The organism is Amphibacillus cookii (genome assembly GCF_016908375.1).
Classification (GTDB): Bacteria; Bacillota; Bacilli; order Bacillales; family Amphibacillaceae; genus Amphibacillus_C; species Amphibacillus_C cookii.
In genome coordinates, this window is the sequence record NZ_JAFBDS010000003.1 from 138754 (window position 1) to 162729 (window position 23976).

General features: G+C 39.2%; 25 protein-coding genes. 5 read left to right on the forward strand and 20 right to left on the reverse strand.

Going from position 1 to position 23976, the window contains the following annotated elements:
- Nucleotides 1–115 precede the first annotated feature (115 nt).
- From JOE23_RS05865 to JOE23_RS05930, 14 genes are all read right to left on the reverse strand, one after another.
- Nucleotides 116–1306, reverse strand: coding sequence for an acetylornithine transaminase (locus JOE23_RS05865; protein WP_204436483.1), 1191 nt, complete (start codon nucleotides 1304–1306; stop codon nucleotides 116–118).
- Nucleotides 1299–2087: an acetylglutamate kinase gene (argB, locus tag JOE23_RS05870; protein WP_204436484.1), complete on the reverse strand. Its 789-nt coding sequence runs from the start codon at nucleotides 2085–2087 to the stop codon at nucleotides 1299–1301. Before argB ends, JOE23_RS05865 begins: the two co-directional genes overlap by 8 nt.
- Nucleotides 2088–2099: 12 nt before the next feature.
- Nucleotides 2100–3326, reverse strand: a complete 1227-nt coding sequence (gene argJ, locus JOE23_RS05875; protein ID WP_204436485.1) for a bifunctional glutamate N-acetyltransferase/amino-acid acetyltransferase ArgJ — start codon at nucleotides 3324–3326, stop codon at nucleotides 2100–2102.
- Nucleotides 3327–3339: 13 nt separating this feature from the next.
- Complete coding sequence (argC, locus tag JOE23_RS05880; protein WP_204436486.1) at nucleotides 3340–4377, reverse strand: N-acetyl-gamma-glutamyl-phosphate reductase; 1038 nt, start codon at nucleotides 4375–4377, stop codon at nucleotides 3340–3342.
- A 303-nt stretch (nucleotides 4378–4680) separates the two neighbouring features.
- The gene (locus JOE23_RS05885) at nucleotides 4681–5814 is read right to left on the reverse strand and encodes a bifunctional cystathionine gamma-lyase/homocysteine desulfhydrase (protein ID WP_204436487.1); all 1134 of its coding nucleotides are present in this window, start codon (nucleotides 5812–5814) and stop codon (nucleotides 4681–4683) included.
- A complete protein-coding gene (locus JOE23_RS05890) occupies nucleotides 5814–6737 on the reverse strand; it encodes a PLP-dependent cysteine synthase family protein (protein WP_204436488.1) in 924 nt (307 codons plus the stop codon). Before JOE23_RS05890 ends, JOE23_RS05885 begins: the two co-directional genes overlap by 1 nt.
- A 9-nt stretch (nucleotides 6738–6746) precedes the next feature.
- A complete protein-coding gene (locus JOE23_RS05895; protein ID WP_204436490.1) occupies nucleotides 6747–7214 on the reverse strand; it encodes an S-ribosylhomocysteine lyase in 468 nt (155 codons plus the stop codon).
- On the reverse strand, nucleotides 7207–7866 hold the full coding sequence (locus tag JOE23_RS05900) for a class I SAM-dependent DNA methyltransferase (RefSeq protein ID WP_204436492.1): 660 nt from the start codon (nucleotides 7864–7866) through the stop codon (nucleotides 7207–7209). Before JOE23_RS05900 ends, JOE23_RS05895 begins: the two co-directional genes overlap by 8 nt.
- A gap of 418 nt (nucleotides 7867–8284) precedes the next feature.
- On the reverse strand, nucleotides 8285–9184 hold the full coding sequence (locus JOE23_RS05905; protein WP_204436494.1) for a fumarylacetoacetate hydrolase family protein: 900 nt from the start codon (nucleotides 9182–9184) through the stop codon (nucleotides 8285–8287).
- Between the two features lie 363 nt (nucleotides 9185–9547).
- The gene (locus tag JOE23_RS05910) at nucleotides 9548–9940 is read right to left on the reverse strand and encodes an OsmC family protein (RefSeq protein WP_204436496.1); all 393 of its coding nucleotides are present in this window, start codon (nucleotides 9938–9940) and stop codon (nucleotides 9548–9550) included.
- Nucleotides 9941–10002: 62 nt separating this feature from the next.
- Entirely contained in the window at nucleotides 10003–10476 is a 474-nt protein-coding gene (locus tag JOE23_RS05915) for a threonine/serine exporter family protein (RefSeq protein WP_239585288.1), read from the reverse strand.
- Nucleotides 10477–10644: 168 nt separating this feature from the next.
- The gene (locus JOE23_RS05920; protein WP_204436498.1) at nucleotides 10645–11388 is read right to left on the reverse strand and encodes a threonine/serine exporter family protein; all 744 of its coding nucleotides are present in this window, start codon (nucleotides 11386–11388) and stop codon (nucleotides 10645–10647) included.
- Between the two features lie 15 nt (nucleotides 11389–11403).
- On the reverse strand, nucleotides 11404–12552 hold the full coding sequence (locus JOE23_RS05925) for an MFS transporter (protein ID WP_204436501.1): 1149 nt from the start codon (nucleotides 12550–12552) through the stop codon (nucleotides 11404–11406).
- Nucleotides 12553–12836: 284 nt separating this feature from the next.
- Nucleotides 12837–12989: a hypothetical protein gene (locus JOE23_RS05930; protein WP_204436503.1), complete on the reverse strand. Its 153-nt coding sequence runs from the start codon at nucleotides 12987–12989 to the stop codon at nucleotides 12837–12839.
- Nucleotides 12990–13255: 266 nt separating this feature from the next.
- Here JOE23_RS05930 and JOE23_RS05935 point away from each other — a divergent pair, with 266 nt between their 5' ends.
- Nucleotides 13256–13861: a hypothetical protein gene (locus JOE23_RS05935; RefSeq protein WP_204436506.1), complete on the forward strand. Its 606-nt coding sequence runs from the start codon at nucleotides 13256–13258 to the stop codon at nucleotides 13859–13861.
- A gap of 499 nt (nucleotides 13862–14360) precedes the next feature.
- Here JOE23_RS05935 and JOE23_RS05940 read toward each other — a convergent pair whose 3' ends face one another.
- Nucleotides 14361–14993 carry a response regulator transcription factor gene (locus JOE23_RS05940; RefSeq protein WP_204436508.1) on the reverse strand — a complete coding sequence of 211 codons (633 nt, stop codon included), beginning with the start codon at nucleotides 14991–14993 and terminating at the stop codon, nucleotides 14361–14363.
- 704 nt (nucleotides 14994–15697) lie between these two features.
- Nucleotides 15698–16021, reverse strand: a complete 324-nt coding sequence (locus JOE23_RS05945; protein WP_204436511.1) for a MerR family transcriptional regulator — start codon at nucleotides 16019–16021, stop codon at nucleotides 15698–15700.
- A 207-nt stretch (nucleotides 16022–16228) separates the two neighbouring features.
- Between JOE23_RS05945 and JOE23_RS05950 the strand changes: the two genes are divergently transcribed.
- Nucleotides 16229–16519 (forward strand): HesB/YadR/YfhF family protein, encoded by a 291-nt coding sequence (locus JOE23_RS05950; protein ID WP_204436514.1) that lies wholly within the window; start codon nucleotides 16229–16231, stop codon nucleotides 16517–16519.
- Nucleotides 16520–16567: 48 nt separating this feature from the next.
- Here JOE23_RS05950 and JOE23_RS05955 read toward each other — a convergent pair whose 3' ends face one another.
- From JOE23_RS05955 to JOE23_RS05970, 4 genes are all read right to left on the reverse strand, one after another.
- Nucleotides 16568–17716, reverse strand: a complete 1149-nt coding sequence (locus tag JOE23_RS05955) for a glycoside hydrolase family 43 protein (protein WP_204436516.1) — start codon at nucleotides 17714–17716, stop codon at nucleotides 16568–16570.
- 346 nt (nucleotides 17717–18062) lie between these two features.
- Nucleotides 18063–19733, reverse strand: a complete 1671-nt coding sequence (locus JOE23_RS05960) for a formate--tetrahydrofolate ligase (protein ID WP_204436519.1) — start codon at nucleotides 19731–19733, stop codon at nucleotides 18063–18065.
- A 463-nt stretch (nucleotides 19734–20196) separates the two neighbouring features.
- Entirely contained in the window at nucleotides 20197–21363 is a 1167-nt protein-coding gene (locus JOE23_RS05965) for an aminotransferase (protein ID WP_204436521.1), read from the reverse strand.
- Nucleotides 21360–21857, reverse strand: coding sequence for an Lrp/AsnC family transcriptional regulator (locus tag JOE23_RS05970; RefSeq protein WP_204436523.1), 498 nt, complete (start codon nucleotides 21855–21857; stop codon nucleotides 21360–21362). The genes JOE23_RS05965 and JOE23_RS05970 overlap by 4 nt, the downstream gene beginning before the upstream one ends.
- Nucleotides 21858–22031: 174 nt before the next feature.
- Here JOE23_RS05970 and JOE23_RS05975 point away from each other — a divergent pair, with 174 nt between their 5' ends.
- From JOE23_RS05975 to JOE23_RS05985, 3 genes are all read left to right on the forward strand, one after another.
- A complete protein-coding gene (locus tag JOE23_RS05975; RefSeq protein WP_204436526.1) occupies nucleotides 22032–22760 on the forward strand; it encodes a class I SAM-dependent methyltransferase in 729 nt (242 codons plus the stop codon).
- On the forward strand, nucleotides 22747–23559 hold the full coding sequence (locus JOE23_RS05980; protein ID WP_204436528.1) for a DUF2268 domain-containing putative Zn-dependent protease: 813 nt from the start codon (nucleotides 22747–22749) through the stop codon (nucleotides 23557–23559). The genes JOE23_RS05975 and JOE23_RS05980 overlap by 14 nt, the downstream gene beginning before the upstream one ends.
- A 149-nt stretch (nucleotides 23560–23708) precedes the next feature.
- Nucleotides 23709–23948 (forward strand): hypothetical protein, encoded by a 240-nt coding sequence (locus JOE23_RS05985; RefSeq protein ID WP_204436530.1) that lies wholly within the window; start codon nucleotides 23709–23711, stop codon nucleotides 23946–23948.
- Nucleotides 23949–23976 lie beyond the last annotated feature (28 nt).

A 23976-nucleotide genomic window follows, 5' to 3' on the forward strand; every position in this document is an offset into this window, starting at 1 on the left:
ATGTGTAGACGCCTGCGGGAGTAGCCCACCTACGCGTCTAAAACAAAAGGTTTATAATCAATCAAAAATCTCTATTCAAAGGCAACGCTTGTATTTAATATTAGAGAAAGTTGAGTTAGTTAAATAACTCAGTTAAACTGTGTAGTACTTGATCGATTTCTTCAACCGACGTTGTTAATGGTGGTAAAATACGGATCACATCCGGTCCTGCTACGAGTATTAGCAACTGGTGTAACTCCCTTGCCTTGTTAACATAGTCAATCGCCGCTCCGTTTATTTGCAGACCCAATAAATAACCTGTTCCTCTAACCTCAATAATTGCATCAGCTTGTTCGGCTAATTGTTGTAACTTTGTTTTGAAATAAGTCGCATGTTCTTGGACGTCACTTAAAAATGAAGGTCCCAGTAAAGTTTCCAATGTAGCGAGACCAGCTGTGGTGGCAAGAGGATTACCGCCAAAAGTAGAGCCATGCGTACCTGGAGAAAAAGCCTTAGCAACATGCGCTTTTGCCAGAACAGCACCAATAGGAAATCCCGAACCAAGACCCTTAGCAACGGTAACGATATCCGGTTCAAAATCATATTGTTGATAGGCAAACAGTGTCCCTGTTCGTCCCATCCCAGTTTGAATTTCATCAACAATAATCAGCACATCGTGTGCGCGGCAAATTGCCACTAACTGCTCTACCCATGCTTTTCTAGCTGGAATCACACCCCCTTCTCCTTGTACAAGTTCTAACATAACCGCTGTCGTTTCTGGTTTAATCAAATCAGCCAGGGCATCGCTATCGTTATATGGCAGATGGCGAAAACCCGGCATTTTAGGTGCAAAGCCTTGCTGAATTTTTTCTTGAGCAGTAGCAGCTAAAGTTGCCAACGTTCGCCCATGAAAGGACTGTGAAAATGTCACCACTTCATATTGGCCTGTTCCTTTAATCTCGGCAGCATATCGCCGTGCCAACTTCAATGCCGCTTCATTGGCCTCGGCTCCACTGTTGCAAAAGAATACGTGATCAAAACAACTGTTTTCCGCTAGCTTACCGGCTAACTGTTGTTGACTTGGAATATGGTAAAGGTTCGAGCAATGCCATAGTTGTTCCAGTTGATCAACTAATGCGGCTTGCACATATGGCGGGCGATGTCCCAAGTTACAAGTCGCAATCCCTGATGTGTAATCTAAGTATTTAGCCCCTTGTTCATCCCAAACATAACTCCCGCTTCCTTTTGTTAATGTTAATGGAAAGCGATTATATGTTGACATGAGATTAGCTGTAGAGTCATCAATTATCATTTCTTTATTAGGCATGAGCAACCTCCTTTAAATAAATACGTGTGCCAACCGTTGCACCATTAATAAATTGAGCAATACTATTAGGGTTCATTCCATTAAGAATCGCCACTTCAGTTACACCAGACTTCAACGCATCAATCGCACCTCTTACCTTTGGAATCATCCCACCATTGATGACTTGATCGGCAATCAACTGTTCAATTTTCAATGGATCAGCAACCCGCAAGACTTCTTCTCCGACATAAATACCATCAATATCACTAACAAAACAAAGTGGAGCAGATAATGCAGATGCAATAGCTGCCGCTGCCGTGTCCGCATTAACATTATAGCGTTGTTGATGCGGCCCAATAGCAATCGGAGAAATAACAGGGATATAATCTTGCTTAATCATCGTCTTAATAAACGGTGTATTTACTTGTTCAACTTGACCGACATAACCAATTTTCTCTGTTGTTCCAATCGGAGTAGCTACAAGTAAATTGCCATCCACACCACTAATCCCAACTGCTTTACCCTGTTGTTCATTCAACTTTCTTACCATTTGCTTATTTATCGAACCACTTAGTACCATCTCAACTACATCTAACACTTCATGCGTTGTGACACGCAACCCATCAACAAACGTTGTCGCCACGTTCATTTGTTTTAGGTGCGATGAAATCATTGGCCCGCCCCCATGTACAATAATAGGGTTAACGCCTTTTGCTTTGGCCAGTGCAGCTATGTTTTTATAAAAAGCATCAGGCAATTGATCCACGATACTTCCACCACATTTAATTACTAAATTTTTCACGTTAACTCCCCCTCACGTTCGATATGAAGCATTTATTCTGACGTATTCATAAGATAAATCGCAACCCCAACCTACTGCACGACCTTGACCATTACCAACATTCACATCGATGATAATGTTGTCCTCCATTAAATAAGCCTTTGCCTCTGATTCATCAAACAGAACAGGAACACCGTTGCTGACTACTAAAATATCTCCTAATCGAACCGACACTTGATCAGGGTCAACGTCAACCCCACTATAGCCAATCGCTGTAATGATCCGACCCCAATTGGCATCTGAACCATGAATAGCTGCCTTGACAAGATTAGAAGAAACAACAGCTTTACCGAGCTTTCTCGCCCCTTCATCATCTGTTGTCCCAGCTACTTGCACTTCTATTAGTTTGGTCGCCCCTTCCCCGTCTCTAGCAATCTCTTTTGCTAACGTTTGGCAAACAAACTGTAATGCCTGTAAAAATAGCTCCCATTTCGGATGTGTCGGTTGAAGTGTCGCATGGCCAGCCTGACCGTTAGCCATGACTAACACCATATCATTCGTACTCGTATCTCCATCAACCGTAATCATGTTAAAAGACTGATTTGTTACCTCTTTTAGTGCTGAGTCAAGCGCATCAGCATCTACCTTTGCATCAGTGGTAATAAAGCTGAGCATCGTCGCCATATTAGGATTAATCATCCCTGATCCTTTAGCGGCACCACCGATCGTGACAAGCGCACCATCAATTTCAATCTGGACAGCTAGGCCTTTTTCTACCGTATCTGTTGTTAAAATCGCTGTTTCAAATTGCTCACTGGTTTGGACCATCGGATCAATTGCATGTATGCCTTGTCTCAGTTTAGCCATTGGTAAAAGTTCACCGATTAACCCAGTTGAAGAGACGGCCGCATAGTGGGGAGCTACATTAAATTTGTCAGCGATTAGATCTCGCATTTCATAGGCATCGGTAAGTCCTTGTTTTCCCGTACACGCATTAGCAATTCCTGAATTAACAAGAAGTACTTGTAATTTTTGCTCAACAGCTATACTTTCTCGCGTGACCGTTAACGGAGCCGCTTGAAAACGATTGGTTGTATAAACACCTGCAGTAACGGCTGGTACTTCTGAATATAACCAAGCCAAATCAAGTTTTTTCTTACGAATTCCACAATGTAAGCCACCCGCCTTATAACCAATAGGAGAGGCAATGTCGCCGTGTTTAATCATTTTTATATCTTCAGTCAATGTCGCTAGTTTCATTGTGTTAACCTCCTTAAGGATAGACAGGCAGATAAGCTAAACCGGTCTGCTCATCCCACCCATACATGATGTTCATATTTTGTACCGCTTGACCGGCCGCCCCTTTTACTAAATTATCAATTACCGCTATTACGGTTAACTTTTGGGTACGTTGATCAAGAAAAATTCCCAGATCACAATAATTACTACCATAGACTTCTTTTGTTGCTGGAATTCCACCTTGTGTACGCACACGAACAAAGTGATCGTCTTGATAGTAAAAATGATAGATCGCTTCCAATTCTGATTGCGTTACCTGTTGATTTAAATCCGCATAGATCGTCGTCATAATCCCACGTGTCATTGGAACAATATGTGGCGTAAAGTGGACACGATAAGATTGTTCAGATTTTTCAGATAAAGATTGCTCTATTTCTGGAATATGCTTGTGATTCCCAATCTTATAAGCCCTCGTATTTTCATTCATTTCCGAGAAATGAACCGTTAAAGAAGTACTTCTTCCAGCACCTGATACACCTGTCTTGCCATCAATAATCACCGAATTTGGTGAAATCAGCTTTTGCTCGACGATCGGCATGAGTCCTAACAATATTGCTGTCGGATAGCACCCTGGATTAGCAATGAGTTGAGCATTAGCAATTTGATCACGGTAGACTTCACTTAATCCATAGACAGCCTTATCTAAATACGTTTGTTCTGCTGTGTCTGAACCGTACCATGCTTGATATTGATTCGGATCATTCAAGCGGAAATCACCTGATAAATCAATACATTTAACCCCGGCGTCTAACAATTGAGGCACTAAGCGACAACTTACACTTGGTGGTGTAGCGAAAAAAACAAGTTCAACTTGCGCTACTATATCATCCACACTTAATGTATCCATCGGCTTATCAATCATATGATTCACATGTGGGTATACGTCTGAAAATAAAGTACCCGCTTGTGAGTGTGATATGATTTGCGCAATCTCCACATGTGGATGGTGTTGCAGAAAACGAATAAGTTCCACCGCTCCATAACCTGTTCCCCCGATAATAGCTACTTTCATCTCTATAAACACTCCCAATCCGATCTTGTTTGTGGTTAATTATTATACTTCATTTTGTATGTTTATACAATAGATATTCACTAATTTATTTGTTTTTAAGATTAAAATGAATATTTATACATTGTGGTTGTATATTAATATGGGTCAATATACATTTAAAAAAAGCGAAAAACAATACATAGCGCATCTAACGATCTCATTAAAAAATGGGGATTATATTTTTTAGACAACCCTTTATTTACTTCATAACATACAAAAAAAGAGCTGAAACAAAACCTAGCTTTTGTTTCAGCTCTTTTTTATTTAACTTAAGGCTTGATTTAAATCTTCTAATAAGTCAGCGATATCTTCTATACCGACAGAAATCCGAATCAAACCATCCGCTATGCCTAGCTCTAGTCTTCTCTCTCTCGGGATCGAAGCATGTGTCATCTTTGCCGGAATTGAAATTAAGCTTTCTACCGCGCCCAAGCTTTCTGCCAAAGTGAAGTATTTGACTTTGGCTAGCACACGATCAGCATTTGCTTCACTACCGACATCAAAAGAGATCATGCCACCAAACCCATTTGCTTGTTTGTTAGCCAATTGATGCCCTTGATGTGTTTCGAGCCCAGGGTAATACACGGTTATCACTTGATTATGATCAGCTAGAAATTCAGCGATTTGACGTGCATTGGTATCAATCGCCTCCATTCGAATACCAAGCGTTTTTATGCCTCGCATCAGTAACCAAGCATCTTGTGGCCCTAAAACTGCACCGACTGAGTTCTGAATAAAGTGGAGTTGTTCAGCTAGCTCTTCCGAGTCAACAACCACTAGCCCCGCCACCACATCACTATGCCCTCCAATATATTTGGTTGCACTATGGATCACAATATTTGCTCCAAAATCAATTGGGTTTTGAAAATAAGGCGTGGCAAATGTATTATCTACGATTAAATGCAGACCCTGCTTATTAGCTAGCTGGGCAACTGCTTCGATATCTGTTATTTTAAGCAATGGATTTGTTGGTGTTTCGATAAAGATTGCCTTAGTTTCCGGTTGAATAGCCGCTTCAATTTCTGCTAGCTCAGCAGTATTAATAAATGTGTAGTTTAAATTAAATTTGGTTAATACTTTCGTTATTAACCGATACGAGCCCCCGTAGACATCATCGGTAATAATAATGTGATCTCCGGGCTGAAAAAGCATCATCACACTTGTAATTGCAGCCATTCCCGAACCAAATGCAAAGCCCGCCTTACCATTTTCTAATTCAGCGATCACTGTTTCAAGGGCATGCCTTGTCGGATTACCTGTACGCGAATATTCATAACCGGTATGCTTTCCAGCTTCAGGTTGTTTATATGTGCTAACTTGATAGATCGGAACCGAAACAGCTCCTGTCTTTTCATCACCAGTAATACCACCATGAACCATCTTTGTTTTCTGTCGCATTATATGCCTCCTTGATAAATCTTTTTACTTAAGTAACGCTCACTACTATCCGGAAATACGGTAACAATATTTGTATTTGCTTCTGCTTTTTTAGCTTCTTGTACCGCCGCATACATGGCTGCACCTGATGAGCTACCAACTAACAGCCCTTCCTGCTTACCGAGCATGGTCACATAGTTAAAAGCATCTTGATCAGAAACTGTATAAATATCATCAAAGTGATTTTCATTCATATACGGGGGGATCACTTCCATACCAATACCCTCCGTTTTATGGGGGCCAGGCTTTCCTCCCCCAATGATAGAGCCTTCAGGTTCAACAATAATCGTCTTGATCTGATCATTCTTTTCTTTAAAATATTTTGCGGTCCCAGCAAATGTGCCCCCTGTTCCAGCGCCAGCAATAAAAATATCAATGACACCATTAAGGTCGCTCCACAATTCAGGGGCTAGCGATTGATAGTATGCATACGGATTGATCGGATTCTCAAATTGTTGGGGAAGATAACTATCAGGGTATTGCTGTTGTAATGTCTTTGCTCTCTCTACCGCACCTTGCATCCCCAGTGCAGAATCAGTATGGACAATCTCTGCTCCAAGCGCCTTCATCAGCTCTTGTTTTTCTATACTGAACTTTTCAGGCACACAAAATATAACACGGAGTTGATACTTCTGCGCGGCCAACGCTAAGCCAATACCTGTATTTCCAGCAGTCGGTTCGATAATCGTCCCGCCTTGTTTAACTTTTCCCGTCAACAAGGCATCTTCAACAATCGCCTGCCCTAATCGATCTTTGACACTACCACCAGGGTTAAAATACTCTAATTTTACATAGATTTTCGTTCCATTAGGTTGTCGAAAGCTTTTTAATTCAATTAATGGTGTATTTCCTATTGTTTCATGGATATGATTAACTAAAGGCATGTGACCACCCTATTCTGCAAAAACAACATGCCATTGGTCTTGCTTATTAAGCATATCCTTAGCAATTGTCTTTGCTCCATCTAGACTATGGTTGGCTGCCCAGCCACACTGGACTTCATTACAAGCAGGTACTTCCCTCGCTTCTAATACATCTTTTAAAGTTAAGGCTAACGCTTCGATGACTTCATCATATTGATCATTATTTAAAATGGATAGATAGAAGCCGGTCTGACACCCCATTGGCCCGATATCTAATACATGATCAAGATGATTTCTAATTTGTTCCGCCATTAGATGCTCTAACGAGTGTAGTCCGGGCATTTCCATATGTTCTTGATTGGGTTGTTTAAATCGAATGTCATATTTATAAACACGATCTCCATTTGTACCTTGGGTCACACCAACCAAACGAACATACGGGGCTTTCACCTTAGTATGGTCTAAATTAAAACTTTCAACATTCATTTTTTCATTCATCTCCTTTAACCTCCCTTTTTTTCTCAGCAACTAATAACCAAACGAAGTCATTCATCTGCTTAGATGAAATGTCAAAACCAGCCTCTATGAAAATAGTATTTATCGTTGACAAAAGCGGATAATGCTCTGTACGTAAATCTTCAGCTAAATTATAAAATAATTGTTGTTCCGCGCGTTTAATCGTCTCTTCCTTCACTTGACTAGATGCGAAGACCGTATCCGCAAAAACAACACGTCCTCCGATCGGTAATTGTTGATTAAATTGATAGCATGCGCGTTGTTTTTCATTATCTGTCAAGTGGTGAAAAGCGTATGTGCTTGCAATGGTTTCTATAAGTCTTTCAGGCTGTGAAAAATTCAAAAAATCGCCATTGACAATCGTCGCCTGTGGTAATTTCATACGTGCCTTTTTTCGCATCGCTTCTGAAGGCTCTACACCAATGACATCATGATGAGCTTGTAACAATTTTTCAGTTAAATTACCTGTGCCAACACCAAACTCTAATACTGTTCCTTTGACTTGATTAACAACCGCCTGCAAAATCTCGTCATAGTGAAGAAAAACAGCCTGATATTCTTGATCATCACCCGAAACCGTTCGATCATAATCTTCTGCCCAATTATCAAATAAAGAGACAAATTCTCTGCCCATGTCATTATACGCTCCCTTATAAATTCTTACTATATTACTATGAATTATCGGAATAATTGGTTATAACTTATCACAATTTATTTGTAAAAGCAATTTTTTAAAAAGGAATGACTGTGGGGATGATGATAGTAAGGGTTACTTTAATACCGTTAACAAATGTGATAAGCAACAGAGATAAGGGTGGTTTGAGGAAGGGGGGTGACTTAGCGTAGCGTGCTACCTAGAAGTAATTATTTTTTGTAATTATCAATTACGAGCCCCCCTTTTTATCATCAATAAAACAAACCTTCACTCAGGGCGTATTTTCATCTCTCGCCCACTGATGGTGAGTTGAGGAATTAGGAGATTAGCGTCCGCTGCTCTCGTAGCGGACACTTTACCTATTAGGTTTCTTCTCGATGTTGGTATTATTATATGGTCATTCAACCGTATTGGTTAAGGTGCCAATCCCCTCAATGGTTAACTCTACCTGATCACCAGCTCGCAAAAAAGCAGGTGGCTGTTGAGCAAACCCTACACCATCAGGGGTTCCAGTCAAGATGATATCACCAGGCTCTAATGTCATTAAGTTTGAAATAAATGCAACCAAATAAGGAATATTAAAAATAAGCTGATTTGTGTTAGAAAACTGACGCCTCTCTCCATTTACTACAGATTGAATCATTAGATTACCTGGATCTTCAATCTCATCAGCTGTTACCAACCAAGGTCCGATAGGTGTCGAGCGATCAAGCGTTTTACCTTGCAGCCACTGTGGTGTTCGTTTTTGTAAATCTCTAGCGGATATATCATTAGCGATCGTATAACCAGCGACAACGTCCAGCGCCTCTTCTTCTCTTACCATAGTAGCTTGATCACCAATCACAACAGCTAATTCGACTTCATAATCTAGTTGTGAAGTTTGCAAACTTTTCATAATCGCATCATCAGGACCAATTAATGCATTAGCAAATTTAGCAAACAAAACAGGATATTCAGGTATGTTACTGTTCATTTCGATGACATGATCACGATAGTTTGTACCCACACAAATAATTTTATTTGGTTTCGTAACGGGAGGCCCAAGCTTGACAGACTTTCTATTGTAAATGAACGTTGTCATCGGTGTTTCCCTATGATAGTTAAACGTTCGCTTGGCACTATTTAAAGCCACTGCTCCCGCTTGATAAAAAGCGACTGGATCCGCTGGACAAATATAATCTTCTTTTGCCCCTAATTGTTGTGACGCTTTAGCTAAATCGACCACTTGATCATCATTTATAAATCCAGTCCGATAACCTTGAGCCGAATCCTTTAACTTATAAGTAACGATTTTCATATGTAAATCTCCCCTTTGTTTTAACTTACTATACTCAACTTTCGCACACTGAAAATAGGCATTCAACCTTGATCGTGTTCAATAGACGCGGTATTCAATATGCTTACTTCTGCATGGATGTGCCGCATGCGTTTAGCACGTTATTTCGTTCCGAAAAGCAACGGATTCGCTTTTCGCGAGGATCACCCTATTCTCGCAGAAGTCTCACTCATTGCTTATCTCTACTTAGACGGGTGGTTCATACTGAATGCGATTTTCTCACTTTTCGTGCGATCGCAACTAGCTTTCATGCGATTTTCTTACTTTCTGAGAAAGTTGAGTTATTATACTAAACAAAATAGAGATGCTCAAATGAACATCCCTTTACGATTGCGTGATCAGGTTAACGGGCACACCATGTTCAATCGTATTTCCAATTGTACACCCGCGTTTTGCCGATTTTTCTAGTTTATTCCTTGTTTTTTCATCAAGATCTCCTTCAAACACAATCGAAACATCTAACTTCTCCATTCTGGAGGGGCGAGCCTCTGCATCTTTAGTCGCTGATACTTCAATCGTATAACCATCAATTTCAAGTTGATCTCTTTCAATAATCGCATCAACGGTTAGTCCCATACAAATACCAACAGAACTGCACAAATAATCAACCGGTGAAAAGCCATCAACAGGGTAGCGACTAGATGTAGCTATGCTTTCTGTACCTCTTTCATTTGTAATTTTGTGAGCGTGGTCTTTTTGTTTTTTTAAAGTAATCATCTGTTAACCTTCCTTTCAAAATTGTATTATTATCTTCTCTCAACATCAGTTTTTTAGACCGATTAAAATCGACTTAACCCTCTACGATCATAAGTGTTCGCATACTTTTTCCATTTCGCTTGTCTAATCATTTGATTAATCACTTCTGAGCAGATTAACCCTAATGCAATCGCTCCCGAAAGCATAATCACTCGTGCTGCTAACGGAATCGCCTGATCATAATTATTTTCAACAAATTGCCTCATCGCATCATAAGCCAAGCCACCAGGAACAAGGGGGATAATACCAGATACATTAAAAATAATAATCGGCGTTCGAAACCACTTTGCAAGGATTTGACTAACGATGGCGACGACAATAGCCGCTAACAACGTAGCAACAATGGCATCTATCACTAATAAACGAAGCAAAGTGTACACAAACCAGCCTAACATTCCAACCACACCACACTGCCATAGCACGCGGCGCGGCGCGTTAAAAATAATAGCAAAGCCTGCTGCTGCTATAAAACTAACCAATAACTGTTCTACAATCAAAAACTTGCACCTCACTTCAAATAGTCGATAGATTCTTTTACGGACGGTTATTATGTGATAAAGAGACTTCATTTATGAACTTGTTTGTTCCTGCAAATTTGCTCGCTTTTCTGATGCTTAACACTTTAAAATGATCACTTTGACGTTTCCTGCTTTTTTGTCTACTTTCTAACGTACAAGAAAAAATATAATCGACACACCCGCTCCAATTGCAAAAGCCGTTAAAAAAGCTTCGGCTCCTTTCGTTATCCCAGAAACTAAGTGACCTGCCATTAAGTCCCTGACTGCATTTGTAATTAGTAACCCGGGAACAAGGGGCATGACTGAGCCAATAATAATGTTGTCAATTTCAAGACCCCATCCCATTTGAACCACGAAAAAGGCAGTTACCCCTAATAGTATCGATGCTAGAAATTCGGCAAAGAAGCGAATTTTAATCACACTATGTAAATAGCGCATCATACCATAGCCAATGCCACCAACAATAACTGCTGGGATAAAATCATACCATTGACCATCAAACATGATCGTGAAACCACCACTAGCAAAGGCAGCTGCTAATAATTGAACCCAAGTTGGGTAAGTATCACGTTGCTGGTCAACTTGCCGTAATTGTTTGTCTGCCTCTTCTATTGACAGTTGACTAGACGATACATGGCGAGAAATACTATTAACTTGCGAGACTTTATGTAAGTCTGTGGCCCGTTCCTCAATCCGCACAAAATGAGTTGGCGCCGTTATATCATAAGCAAACATGATAGCAGTTGGGGTCGCATGAGCCTGGGCATTCTCCATCTCGAAAGCTTGAGCAATTCTTACCATCGTATCCTCCACGCGATATGTTTCTGCTCCGCTCTGCAGCATAATTTTCCCCGCTAATAAACAAATTTCCACGACTTCGGTTTGTTGCAAATCACACCCCCCTTTCTAGGTTCGCCTTTGTATCGCGTGATATAACATGATTAGTATTGACCCGACTAGTGCGAAGGCAGCCATTGTAAAATACAGCACATGACCACCATATTGCTCGATGATAAAACCTCCACCTAAAGAACCTATTATCCCCGATATACCAAAAAAAACAGTCATAAACATCAAATGACCCGTGGCCTGTAATTCAACTGGAATTAATCGAGAAACGTATTGAAAAGAAGCAAGGTAAAACACACCAAAGCAAAGGCCATGAAAAACTTGTAACAACACAATGATAGAGGGCGAATCAACTACACCATACAACAGCCATCTCCCTGCAAATAGTAACCCTGCGGTTGTCATAAAAATCAGTGGATGGAATTTTCTAAACCACTTTCCAGCAAAGGCGAATACAGCGGCTTCACTAGCAACACCTACAAACCACGCCCAGCCAACTAAACTATCTCGTCCTCCAAGTTCTCTAATAAACAAGCCGATAAAACTATCATTCGCTCGGTGTGTTATTGTGATTAACAATAATACAGCTAAGTATATAAGTAGACGATAATTTTTAATAAGTTTATGTATATCTTTAAGCTGAACAGGCGGCGTCTCCACTTTAACATCTACAATTCTAAAACTAACAATCAAGACTAATGTACCCATAAATAAATACGGAATGACTAAATATTGAATGCCGACCCAGCCAAGTAATTCACCGACTAAGAGAGCCGACGCTGCAAAACCAATCGATCCCCATGTCCGAATCGCACCAAAAGAAACACCTAAAGCAGACGCTCTACGTTGTGCCAAACTATCAGCAAGTGGGCCAATTGGTGAAACAAAAAAATAAAAAAAGATAGCGAAAACTAAGATCAGCATGAGCGTCTTCATTTGAAAGAACACTGCACTACTTATAAGTAAGCCACACGTTACGATGATCAGTATTTTTCGTACCGTTTGATACTTATCACTCATAAACCCCCAAAAGGGTTGTGAAAATATAGACACTGTCGGTCCAACTGCGAGTACCCAGCCAACTTCTTGACCCGTCAACCCTCGATAAGCCAATAATAGTGGCAAAAAACTCACAACCATCGTGTTCGCCCCATGAAAACTAAACAATAACATCTTTAACGGAACAAGCGATCCTTTATCTGTCACAAAAACTTCTCTCCTCACATGCATTCATCTAATAGTCCCTATTATAAGACTTTAATTAAGGAATGGGAAGGAAAGAATAGATATGAAAACCACAAAACACTCACGTTAGATCAACTTGATCACAATCAAAATCTCTTACTTTATAATCAGACACCTTGTTATAGATTGAAACGATGACCTTATCGTTTAAACGATCTACCACTTACTGCCTTCCCAAACACTTGAAGATCTAGCTTCACAAAGACCCCTGACACATTGAAGAAGGAGAATTTTTCCGAAAAACATTAAAATATATTTTGTTCACGACCAGGAATAAACGGTCTTCGTATTTCATCAAACCGTTCTGCAAAGACAAGGGATGACGCATCAGAGAGTAACGCTTTAATACTGATTATTAAAACAATGGCTATCATGATGCTTCTCAGTAACTTTTTCATTTAACACACCGCCTTTTTTTACTATACGTTTAGAAGTTATCTGATGAACAGCTAGCACTTAATCGTTAACGAATAGCTGCTAAAGTGGGGATTAGAACCGTTTTTGCAAATAAATCAAATGATCATTTTTGACGAATCCATGTTTTTATTAACTCATCATTATTAATGTAAACAGCCCACTCGATTTTATGCTCTATCATTGATAATCATTTACGAGAAAGCTCGATTAACGTATAATGTGTAAAAAATGAAAGGACAGTGACATGATGAAAAAAACAGGCTTAGCGATCATAATTTTTATCGGTATGACTATACTAACGCTTATCATATTAACGCAAATCTCATCTGATAAATCTGATAATATCCAGAAAAGCGCCGATATTAACACCATTTCTGCAGCAGATAGTTTTCAACAAGATGACGATCATTATTTTGTCTACTTTTGGCAGGAGGGCTGTGTTTATTGTGAGCAAATCGAAGATGAAATGGTAGACTATGCCAATAACGGGGAAATCCCGATTTATTTAGTAGATATGCTAGAAAATGAAAATCAATCTGCTTGGTATGATTGGGAAGCACACCACCAACAATACGATCAAGTGATTGGCGAAGTAATTGATGGCGAAGAACAGCTATATCAAGATACGGAATCATTAGATAGTGAAGTAAATTGGTCGATAACGACTGATGATAATGATCAAATAATTGCCGTCCACCAGACACCTTACCCTAACTTAGAACCTTTACAAGCAGATCAATTAGAAATAACAGGCACACCTACGCTTATTTATTTCGAAGATCAAACGGTTTCGGCTTATGCGATCGGTGATGAAGAAGTCACAGCAATACTTAATCAGTTTCCACAAAATTAAACGTGTATATGTGGAAGTTTTTTCTTTGCAACTTAAGAACTAGATCCCATGTCCCGAAATGCCACTTAATAATTACTCAACTACCTCATCTGAATGTTCAGGTTCAGCCAAGATAGCATAAAGGTAAACCGAATATTAAATATAAGCGTTGCCTTTGAATATAGATTTTCGTTTTATTTCGTGCGGTTGGGTTTACTCATTCCGTATGAACCACCCGTCTAAGTGGAGATAAGCAGGGGGGTGAGACTTCTGGGAGAATAGGATGAGCTGAAGTCATCCCCACGAAAAGTAATGGCAACAAGCATATTTAATACCGCGTCTATTGAACACGATCAAGGTTGAATAACTATTTTCAGTATGCGAAAATTGAGTAATTAGAAATGAATGAAAAAAAGCAAATCGAGACGCTAATCACTGCGTATCGGTTTGCTTTTAAATATGATATATCTAATACTAAAATTTCAAAAAATGCGAAAATAAAGAAAACACTAAATTCTACTTATAAGTAAATCCATTGCTTTTTCAATGCCTTTAACACGGCATTGGTTCTATCTGGAACTTCAAGCTTATGTAATATTGAACTAACATAATTTTTTACTGTTTTATCGGATAAATAGAGTTCATTTGCAATCCCCACGTTACTATATCCTTTAACTAAAAGTTGCAAAACTTCCCACTCTCGCTTTGACAAAATATCAAAAGGAGGGTCTGGCTTTTTGGACTGAGCGCGAACATACACTTCTAACAAGCAATTAGCTAGTGAAGGATGTACAAAGCGCTTCCCCTCTATTACCCATTGTATTGATTGCGTTAACCCCTGCTCATCCATGTCAAAATAAAGATAGCCATCTAACCCAAGCGCGAATAATGACGTGGTACAAGGATCATGGATATCTTCCACCCAAGCGACCACTTTTTTATTTAACGATTGAAAGTATTTCGCAAAGGTTTCGACGGGAATAGGTGTATGGATATCAATGATGACTAAATCAGCTTGCTGAGCATAATCGATTAATATTCTTTCATCCTTTGCATCACAACACACTATTTGGCTGTCAGAAAATTGTCGTTTTAATAATTCGATTATCCCATCACGTAAGAGTGATGCCTTTTTAACAAATAGTAATTTCATCGTCTATTCGATCACTTCTTTTCTCCAAATATTTAGTATTTGTTCTTATATTTTTGAGCAAATCGAACGCAAAACTTGGGGTGACCAACTTATTACATATGTTACTTATTTTAGCCAAAATCGTCAACCAAACCACCCACCAACATGGGGATTGTGAGCAGAAGAAACAAATTAAAGTTATATATTGGTAATTTTTTCGAGGCTTTTGTATCGTGACTTATATCATACTTTTATCAAGTAAATTTAATAGATAACATTCACGAAAGTAGACTTACAGATTGATATGAGCTAAATAGTACGTTTAGCTTATCTAAGATTAATCTTAATATAACAAATTTTTAATAGTTATTTAGACTTATTTTTCAACATAATAGTGTATTAGTCAACAGTCTTCCCTACTATCATAAATAATTTTTCATATTTCGACAAGACTAAAACTAAAATTAGTTTTTTATTCCTATTTTCCACTAAAAAATTGTAAAACTAAATACTTAAAAACAAGAGCTTATTAATAAAGAGGCCAGCCTATCACCCACCTAAATAGATTACCTCTGTTCTCTATTTTGTGGCGGTGTTTTACGGACGGTTAGCTGTGATAAACATCGTTAGCACCCATAAAATTGCGTTCGCTATAAACACCTCTATCATTAGGATTTGTTTGTACATATACTATCAAAAAAAGACCCTCGTGCCACGAGGATCCTCTAATCGTTTTGAATACCGAAGCGTGCGTTGATCTCTCCACGCAATAATTCTTTTCTACCATTTCTTTCTTGCTTTCGCTTTCTACGAAGCATTTCTTGACGGATTTCGAAGGTTTGAACACCTTCTTCACGTTTATTAGCAATGTCCATAAGATGTTCAACATCTAAAAATGAGTACTTACGATTACCTTTAGGAGAACGCTCAGGAAAGATAAGTTTACGCTCTTCATAATACCGAATCTGCCGTTCTGATAATCCCGTTAATTCACTTACAATCCCTATCGTTATCACTTTACGTTCTTTATATGAGGTTTCTTGAAGCAATTTGATCACCACCACTTTATGTTTGTGATACTTTATTATTAAGTATACCTTGTTACGTGATAAAATTCGATCGAATTGTAAGATTATCTTACAACGTTTGTATACATACCGCGCTCAAGGGGAAGTTTATTCACATCGATGTTTTGCATTCAAATAAATCGCATGACAACAGTTGTTTTGGTATAGTAGTGTTAAGGAGGATGAGCAATGGATATAACAATTTCACAACCAGCCATCAAATGGTTTATTAATGAAATGAACCTATCAGAAGGGGATTACATTCGTTTCTTTGTACGTTATGGTGGGCACGGAGGCGCTCAAGTTGGTTTTTCTCTTGGTGTTTCTAATCAAGATGAGCCTTTTGAACCTGTGACTAAAACGACAATAGACGGGATTACTTTTTTTGTTGAAAAGAAAGATGAATGGTATTTTGACGGATCTGATTTACATATAAAATATTCCAGAAAAAAAGAGGAGATTGAATTTCTCCTTCAATAATTGATTAACCAAAGCGCCGCCTTGTCAGGGTAACGCTTTGGTTGTCTTTTAATTATAGTTTATTTTAGCAATCACCGGACGTTCTGTCGGTTCAACTTGATCACCTGGAATACCAAAATACGGCGTACCATCCTCATTCCAAAATAAGCGTTGTATCCTTGCGTGACGGTTATGATCATATAATGAATTTCCCTTAATTTCTTTATAAGGTCTTGCGTGATAAATCAATAAGTCATAACCATCTTCATCTTGACTAAAACTGTTATGCCCCGGACCAAACTCTTGAGTTGTCGCACTCGTTTCAAATACCGGATCAGGTGTTTTTTGCCACACTGTAGGATCTAATAAATCCGCATCCTCATCTGCTACAAGATAGCCAACAGCATAGTGATGATCCGTTGCATTTGCCGAAAAGGCAATAAATATTTTTCCGTGTCGCTTAATCACAGCAGCACCCTCGTTAACATATAAAATACTATTCTCCCAATCATACTCAGGTGTTGATAATAATATCTGATTTTTTATCGTCCAAGGATTCTCCATTTCCCCAATATATAAATTAGAGACAGTGTCATTATCAACCTTTTGTGCCCAAACAAGATAACGTTTTCCTCTATGCTCAAAAGTTGTTGCATCCAACGAAAAACTCTGAAATTCCGTATTAACCTGCCCTTTTTCATGCCACGTACCTGTTAGGGGATTTTGACCTGTACATTCTAACACGTACGGTCTGATTGCCCATACGTCTTCTTTTTCACCCGCAGCAAAGTGAATGCACCATTTATCATTAATATAATGTAATTCTGGCGCCCAAATGTGCTCAGACATTATCCCTGTCTCATGGCGTTCCCAAATCACGATTTCTTCAGCATCGGGTAACGCTTTAATCGTTTTTGCACGCCTTAACACAATCCGATCGTAGAGAGGGTATGAACCAGTAAAATAATAATACCCATCACTATGTTTATATAAATAGGGATCAGCGCGCTGTTCAATAAAAGGACTCGGGTATTTTACCACCCTTAATTTCCCTTGAACTTCTCCTCGATCCGCATCGATAGCGTTTTCATTTTTCCATTCAACAGGATAGTACGCTTTTAGCCCATTCTCTAATTCTACTTCAACTTCTTCTGGCAACTCTAGCGTTTCACCTTTTTTTATCGTTAAATTAATCGTTGGTATGTCTACTATCTTCATTTAATTCTTCCTCTCTACATTTTCATAGTAACACCATTAATATAATATACAGGTACTTATAAGTTTATGTTTTTATAATATTAAATATAACATGTACGTATATTTTAGTCTAGAGAAAAAATTAAAATGAAATCATCCATAACCGTCACAACATAGCGTCTGTTAGCGACCCCTAAATAGATTTACCTCTACTCTCAATTTTGAGGTGAACGTTTTACAGAAGGTTATCTGTAATAAATAACCCGTATCAAGCGAAAGGCCCCTTTGTGGAGATTTTCGGTTAATACGGGTTATTTATGTCAATCATGCTTTTTTCGATGCCAATTAATGATAATCTTTCCTTTTATTAAAACAGACCGATGGCTGATCCATTCTGATCAATGTCCATCTTTAGCGCAGCCGGTTCTTTAGGTAGGCCCGGCATGGTTAACACATCACCAGTTAATGCAACGATAAAACCTGCCCCAATCGCAGGGCGTAATTCCCTCACAGTAATCGTAAAGTCAGATGGTCGTCCAAATAAATGGGGATCATCGGATAGCGAATATTGAGTTTTTGCCATACAGATAGGTAACTTGTCCCAACCGTTTTCGGTAAATGCCTTTATCTGCTGTTCAGCAAGTGGTGTCATTTTGACACCTTTAGCACCATATACTGATTTAGCAATACAGTCTATTTTCGTCGTAATATCCGCATCGAGAGGGTAAAGGGGTTGATAAGGGCGTTCATGACTATCGATAAGATTAATCACTTTCTCAGCTAAATCTAATCCGCCTTTCCCACCATCGGCCCAAACGGATGTTAGTGCCATTTCGATACCACGATCATTGCACCATTTTTCTACCTCATTCATTTCTGCTTCGGTATCAGACGTAAAGCGATTAAGCGCAACAACAAAAGGTAACCCAAATGCTTCTATCGTTTCAATGTGTTTAGCCAGATTATCAAGCCCTTTTCTCAATCCAGCTAAGTCCTCTTGATTGAGGTCGCTTTGCTTAACACCACCATGCATTTTCAGTGCTCTAATGGTCGCGACAATAACAACTGCCTGCGGGTCTAATTGCCCTATCCTTGATTTAATATTCAAAAACTTTTCCGCACCTAGATCCGCACCAAATCCTGCCTCAGTAACCACATAATCCGCTAATTTACTAGCCATTTTTGTTGCGATGAGACTATTACAACCATGAGCAATATTGGCAAATGGACCACCATGAATAAAGGCGGGAACCCCTTCTATTGTTTGTACAAGATTGGGTAATAGCGCATCTTTTAATAACAAGGATAGCGCCCCTTCGACTTTTAAGTCAGCAACCGTTACAGGTCTCTGATCTACTTTATAACCAATAACCATCTTAGCGAGTCTTGTCCGTAAATCTTGAAATCCTTCCGCTAAACAAAGAATCGCCATTATTTCTGATGCAACGGTAATATTAAATCCGTCTTCTCTAGGTATCCCTTGTTTTGTCCCCCCAAGACCGATAACAATTTCCCGAAGTGCGCGATCATTAAGATCCATCACACGCTTCCAAGTAATGCGTCTTGTATCAATTTCACAACTATTCCCTTGAAAGATATGATTATCAATAAATGCAGATAAAGCATTATTAGCGGTTGTAATCGCATGAATATCTCCAGTAAAATGCAGGTTAATATCTTCCATCGGTACAACTTGAGAATAGCCACCACCTGTTGCCCCACCTTTTAAGCCCATCACTGGACCTAAGGAAGGCTCTCTTAAGGCAACTGCTGCTTTCTTACCTAGCTGTTGCAGGGCTTGTCCTAGCCCTACTGTCACTGTTGATTTACCCTCTCCAGCTGGTGTCGGGTTGATCGATGTAACTAAGATTAATTGCCCATCTTTTTCACCTTGTAATCGTTGAAGCAGATCCAATGAAAGCTTAGCTTTATGATGACCGTACGGATACCACTCATGATCATAAACATTTAATTTTTCTATAATACGTTTAATCGGCTTTAATGATACTTGGTTCGCTATCTGTAAATCGGATTTCATTTATGACACACCCCATTCGCTAAAATCGTACATTTATATTGTTTAACCGTGTTATCATTCGTATTATAACACGGTTTTAGCTGATTTTATAGTTCCCTAATCTCATGGTCAATCATTGTGAAAAAGTGATCAATTAATTCACTTAAAAAGTTGTTAGCACTCAAACGAACCTTCAGTCAGTGGGCGTTTGCGTTCTTCACCCGCTGATTGAAGGTTCATTGAGTGAATCCGAACATTAGCGTCCGTTATCACCCATCTCAATAGATTTACCTCTGTTCTCCATTTTAAGGCGGATGTTTTACGGACGGTTATCTGTGGTAAACGGACGAAACAAATCATCAAAATATTTGCTCATGATGAGCGAATGCATTTACCTTGTTTGCTTTACAGCACGTTTACTATTTATCTCCCCTACTTCAAGTGTTTTACTCGTCGTGAATAGCTGTTAAGGCATCTTATCATCTCATTTGTCTACAAACCGCTTGATGCGCTTCATTGCCTCTGCTAATTGTTGCATTGAAGTCGCATATGAGCATCTAATATAACCTTCTCCACTATTTCCAAACACATGGCCAGGTACAACGGCTACTCGCTGGTCTTCTAATAAGGCCTCAGCAAAAGCTTCTGAACTCATCCCAGTTGCTTTTATTGATGGAAAGACATAAAAAGCCCCTCCTGGCATATGGCAGGTTAATCCCATCTCATTTAATGCTTTAACTACGTAATTTCTTCTTTGCCGGTAACTATTTTTCATCTCTTGAACACTATCTCTTCCATTCCTTAACGCTTCAAGTGCACCATGTTGAGCCATTGTAGGTGCGCACATGATCGTGTATTGATGGATTTTAGTCATTGCCTCAATAATCGCTTTAGGACCAGCTGCATAGCCTAAACGCCAGCCTGTCATGGCAAAGGCTTTTGAAAAACCAGAGATAAGAATGGTTCGATCAATCATATTAGGAATAGAAGCAAAGCTTGTAAACTCCTCATCATACAGTAGGTCGGCATAAATCTCATCAGATACTACGATTAAATCATGTTGTTCAGCTAGTTTAGCTATCGCCGTTAATTCCTCTCTATTCAACGCAGCTCCCGTTGGATTATTGGGACTACAAATAAGAATAGCCTTGGTCTTAGGCGTAATGGCTGACTTAATCTGTTCCGGCTGTATTTTAAATGCAAATTGCTCTGTCGCCTCAACAGCGACTGGTTCACCACCTGCTAACTTAATGGTTGGCGCATAAGAAACAAAGCTCGGTTCAATAACGATGACTTCATCACCGGGATTAATAATCGCTCGAAAAGCAAGATCAATGGCTTGACTTGCTCCAACGGTGATAAGCATTTGATCTTCAGCACGATAGGAAACGTGGTAATTTTCTAATAAAAACGAACGAAGCTCTTCTCGCAATTCCAATAATCCAGCATTTGCTGTATAGGCTGTATAACCTTGCTCCAAAGAATGAAAACTGGCTTCAATCACATTCCATGGTGTAACAAAATCAGGCTCCCCTACCCCGAGCGAAATTACATTGTCCAATTTAGACGCAAGATCAAAGAAGCGACGAATTCCCGAAGGCTTTAACTGATGGATATGGTCTGCAACGTAATGGTGAGATTGATCAATCATGGTGTCACCATCATTCGTTTATCTTGATCATCGTTATCATCAAAAATAACGCCATCATGTTTATACTGTTTCAATACAAAGTGAGTCACTGTTGAGACCACAGAGTCTAGAGTTGATAGTTTATCTGAAACAAAACGACTAATTTCCATCATGGTCTGACCTTCCAAAGTAATCGATAAATCATAACCACCACTCATTAGGTAGAGCGCCTTCACCTCAGGAAAGCGATAGATACGCTCAGCAACTTGATCAAACCCTTTTCCACGTGTCGGTGTAACCTTCACTTCAATCATTGCCGTGACACTTTCATGTTCTAATACTTTCGCCCAATTAATGAGTGTAGAATAGCCAAGAATAGCTGATTCTCGCTCTAATTTCTCAATCATCTCCTCAACTTCTGTAACCGTTAAATCTAACATACTCGCAATCATGTCTGTACCCAGTCGTCCATTCTTTTCTAACAATTGTAACAATTCAATCTCTTTTTGTTCCATGTCTACACCTACTTTTCTATTTATTTAATCATGTATTTAATTGAAATTATTCTTTATCGTACTACAAACTGACCTTAAGGTAAATAACTTTATCATCATACACAAGGAGCGATTCCCATAAACATGTAGAGTTGCATACATTATTACAAATAACCTGCGACAAGGAGTAGAAATATGAATGATTCTTATACTAATATGCTGGCTAAATTAAAGATTGGAAGTGCACATCCAGGTGGATTAGCATTAACGAAAAAAATAATCGATAAGGTGAAGAACTACCCTCACCAGACGATTTTAGATGCTGGTTGCGGAACGGGATGTACGTTAGCTTATTTAGCTGAACAAACCGACAGCACATTAATTGGTATCGATCAACACAGCCAAATGATCGACCACGCAACCAAGCGATTAGCAGGGATTGAACATGCTGAAGTTATCTTAGCTGATATGTCCGCCATCCCAATAGAAGCGAACTATGTCAATTGTGTTATTGCTGAGTCATCCGTTTCGTTCACAAAGATATTAAACACCTTAAGAGAATTTAATCGAATCCTCCAAAACAACGGAATTATTTGTCTCGTTGAGATGACAGCGATCAAACCGTTAACAGATCAAGAAGAGGAAGCTTTCTGCTCATTCTACGGTTTTGATTCTATTCTTACCAAAAATGATTGGATCGAGGCTATCGAAAAAGCTGAATTTACAGTACTAGAATCAGACCGTGTAGAACCTGAAACAAAAGGACCTATCGATTTAGAGATTGAACCAGGGATCGACCCAAGCTACTTTAAAATGATGGCAGAACATTATCACTTAATTGAACAATTAAAGGATAAGTTAGGCACACATATTTATATTGCCCAAAAACGAAATAACAAGGTAGAAACCAATGGCCATCGTTGATACAAAGGCTTTGCTAGCCGAATACATGCGTCACAGAGAAGAGCCAGCAGCACAACTTGAATACGTGATACAACCCATTAGCGCATATTTCGACGATACCGATCCAATAGAACTGCAGTGGTGCTTACAAAGTTACGGACTATTTCAAGAAAACGAGCTAAACAATAATCATATTGAGCAATTCGTTTCATCCAATATATGGGATGATATAGAAACAGATTTTACCGTGTTACAATACAATTGGCAAGGACCCGAAGTCGCCCTTTTTCTGTTGCCTTCAGACTGTAACAATCAGCAATTAATGGACACCTTTCATGGGGTTTCTGGACTAAGCTATGCTGATAAACTCTTTCTATTTATTCATAAGGATAGCTCACACCAACAAATACAAGCATTATTAACGCATGAATATAGCCATGTCTATCGACTAAAGCGCTTATATAAACGTGATGATCAACTTACTTTAGGTGATTCAATTATTTTAGAAGGGATTGCTGAAAAAATTGTACGCCTGAACGCTGATGAAGATAGCACGTATAACACTGCGCTTAAATATAGTGACGATCAGCTTTCTAATGCTCAATTACTCTGGCAACAAGTCGTTAAAAAGAACCTTAACTTGCCAAATCATCATCCTTTCCATGATCGGATTATGTACGGTGGGGGCGAAATCCCGCACTCAACTGGTTATCTCGTAGGTTACGCGTTAGTTAATCGATGGTGTCAACTGCACCAACCGACTATAATCGATCTTCTAAACATACCAGCAAATCACATTTTAACCGAAAACATTTTATAAAATTCACTAAACCTCAGCAAATAACCTCTACAACTTCTATGTGTTTATCATACTTTATAAGGAGTACTCAAAACACGCATTTTTTCTCGATTTAGTGTGCTTTTTTGAGTCGTTTCTCAATCTATGATGACATAGAAAGGAGTAATGAGATGTCAGCTTATTACCAAACATGCTACGAAAATATGGGTAAGCCTGTCTGTATTCGTACACGCGACGGAAAAGAGTATAGAGGGGTTATCCGCCAAGTTACACGCTCCCACGTTTATCTAGAACCCCTAGGAGGACACCACGGCGGTTACGGGTGGGGGTTCTGGGGGCCAGGTTTTGGTTTAGGGATTGCCCTCGGAGCAATTGGAACACTCGCTATCCTTCCTTGGTTCTTTATCTAAACACTAGGGTGGCTAGGCAGATTTATCT

What these genes read in the sequence shown, in the direction of transcription:
- JOE23_RS05865 (WP_204436483.1), bottom strand. Translation starts at nt 1,306, where the DNA reads ATGCCTAATAAAGAAATGATAATTGATGACTCTACAGCTAATCTCATG.
- argJ (WP_204436485.1), bottom strand. Translation starts at nt 3,326, where the DNA reads ATGAAACTAGCGACATTGACTGAAGATATAAAAATGATTAAACACGGC.
- argC (WP_204436486.1), bottom strand. Translation starts at nt 4,377, where the DNA reads ATGAAAGTAGCTATTATCGGGGGAACAGGTTATGGAGCGGTGGAACTT.
- JOE23_RS05885 (WP_204436487.1), bottom strand. Translation starts at nt 5,814, where the DNA reads ATGCGACAGAAAACAAAGATGGTTCATGGTGGTATTACTGGTGATGAA.
- JOE23_RS05890 (WP_204436488.1), bottom strand. Translation starts at nt 6,737, where the DNA reads ATGCCTTTAGTTAATCATATCCATGAAACAATAGGAAATACACCATTA.
- JOE23_RS05895 (WP_204436490.1), bottom strand. Translation starts at nt 7,214, where the DNA reads ATGAATGAAAAAATGAATGTTGAAAGTTTTAATTTAGACCATACTAAG.
- JOE23_RS05900 (WP_204436492.1), bottom strand. Translation starts at nt 7,866, where the DNA reads ATGGGCAGAGAATTTGTCTCTTTATTTGATAATTGGGCAGAAGATTAT.
- JOE23_RS05905 (WP_204436494.1), bottom strand. Translation starts at nt 9,184, where the DNA reads ATGAAAATCGTTACTTATAAGTTAAAGGATTCGGCTCAAGGTTATCGG.
- JOE23_RS05910 (WP_204436496.1), bottom strand. Translation starts at nt 9,940, where the DNA reads ATGATTACTTTAAAAAAACAAAAAGACCACGCTCACAAAATTACAAAT.
- JOE23_RS05930 (WP_204436503.1), bottom strand. Translation starts at nt 12,989, where the DNA reads ATGAAAAAGTTACTGAGAAGCATCATGATAGCCATTGTTTTAATAATC.
- JOE23_RS05935 (WP_204436506.1), top strand. Translation starts at nt 13,256, where the DNA reads ATGAAAAAAACAGGCTTAGCGATCATAATTTTTATCGGTATGACTATA.
- JOE23_RS05940 (WP_204436508.1), bottom strand. Translation starts at nt 14,993, where the DNA reads ATGAAATTACTATTTGTTAAAAAGGCATCACTCTTACGTGATGGGATA.
- JOE23_RS05950 (WP_204436514.1), top strand. Translation starts at nt 16,229, where the DNA reads ATGGATATAACAATTTCACAACCAGCCATCAAATGGTTTATTAATGAA.
- JOE23_RS05955 (WP_204436516.1), bottom strand. Translation starts at nt 17,716, where the DNA reads ATGAAGATAGTAGACATACCAACGATTAATTTAACGATAAAAAAAGGT.
- JOE23_RS05960 (WP_204436519.1), bottom strand. Translation starts at nt 19,733, where the DNA reads ATGAAATCCGATTTACAGATAGCGAACCAAGTATCATTAAAGCCGATT.
- JOE23_RS05965 (WP_204436521.1), bottom strand. Translation starts at nt 21,363, where the DNA reads ATGATTGATCAATCTCACCATTACGTTGCAGACCATATCCATCAGTTA.
- JOE23_RS05970 (WP_204436523.1), bottom strand. Translation starts at nt 21,857, where the DNA reads ATGGAACAAAAAGAGATTGAATTGTTACAATTGTTAGAAAAGAATGGA.
- JOE23_RS05975 (WP_204436526.1), top strand. Translation starts at nt 22,032, where the DNA reads ATGAATGATTCTTATACTAATATGCTGGCTAAATTAAAGATTGGAAGT.
- JOE23_RS05980 (WP_204436528.1), top strand. Translation starts at nt 22,747, where the DNA reads ATGGCCATCGTTGATACAAAGGCTTTGCTAGCCGAATACATGCGTCAC.
- JOE23_RS05985 (WP_204436530.1), top strand. Translation starts at nt 23,709, where the DNA reads ATGTCAGCTTATTACCAAACATGCTACGAAAATATGGGTAAGCCTGTC.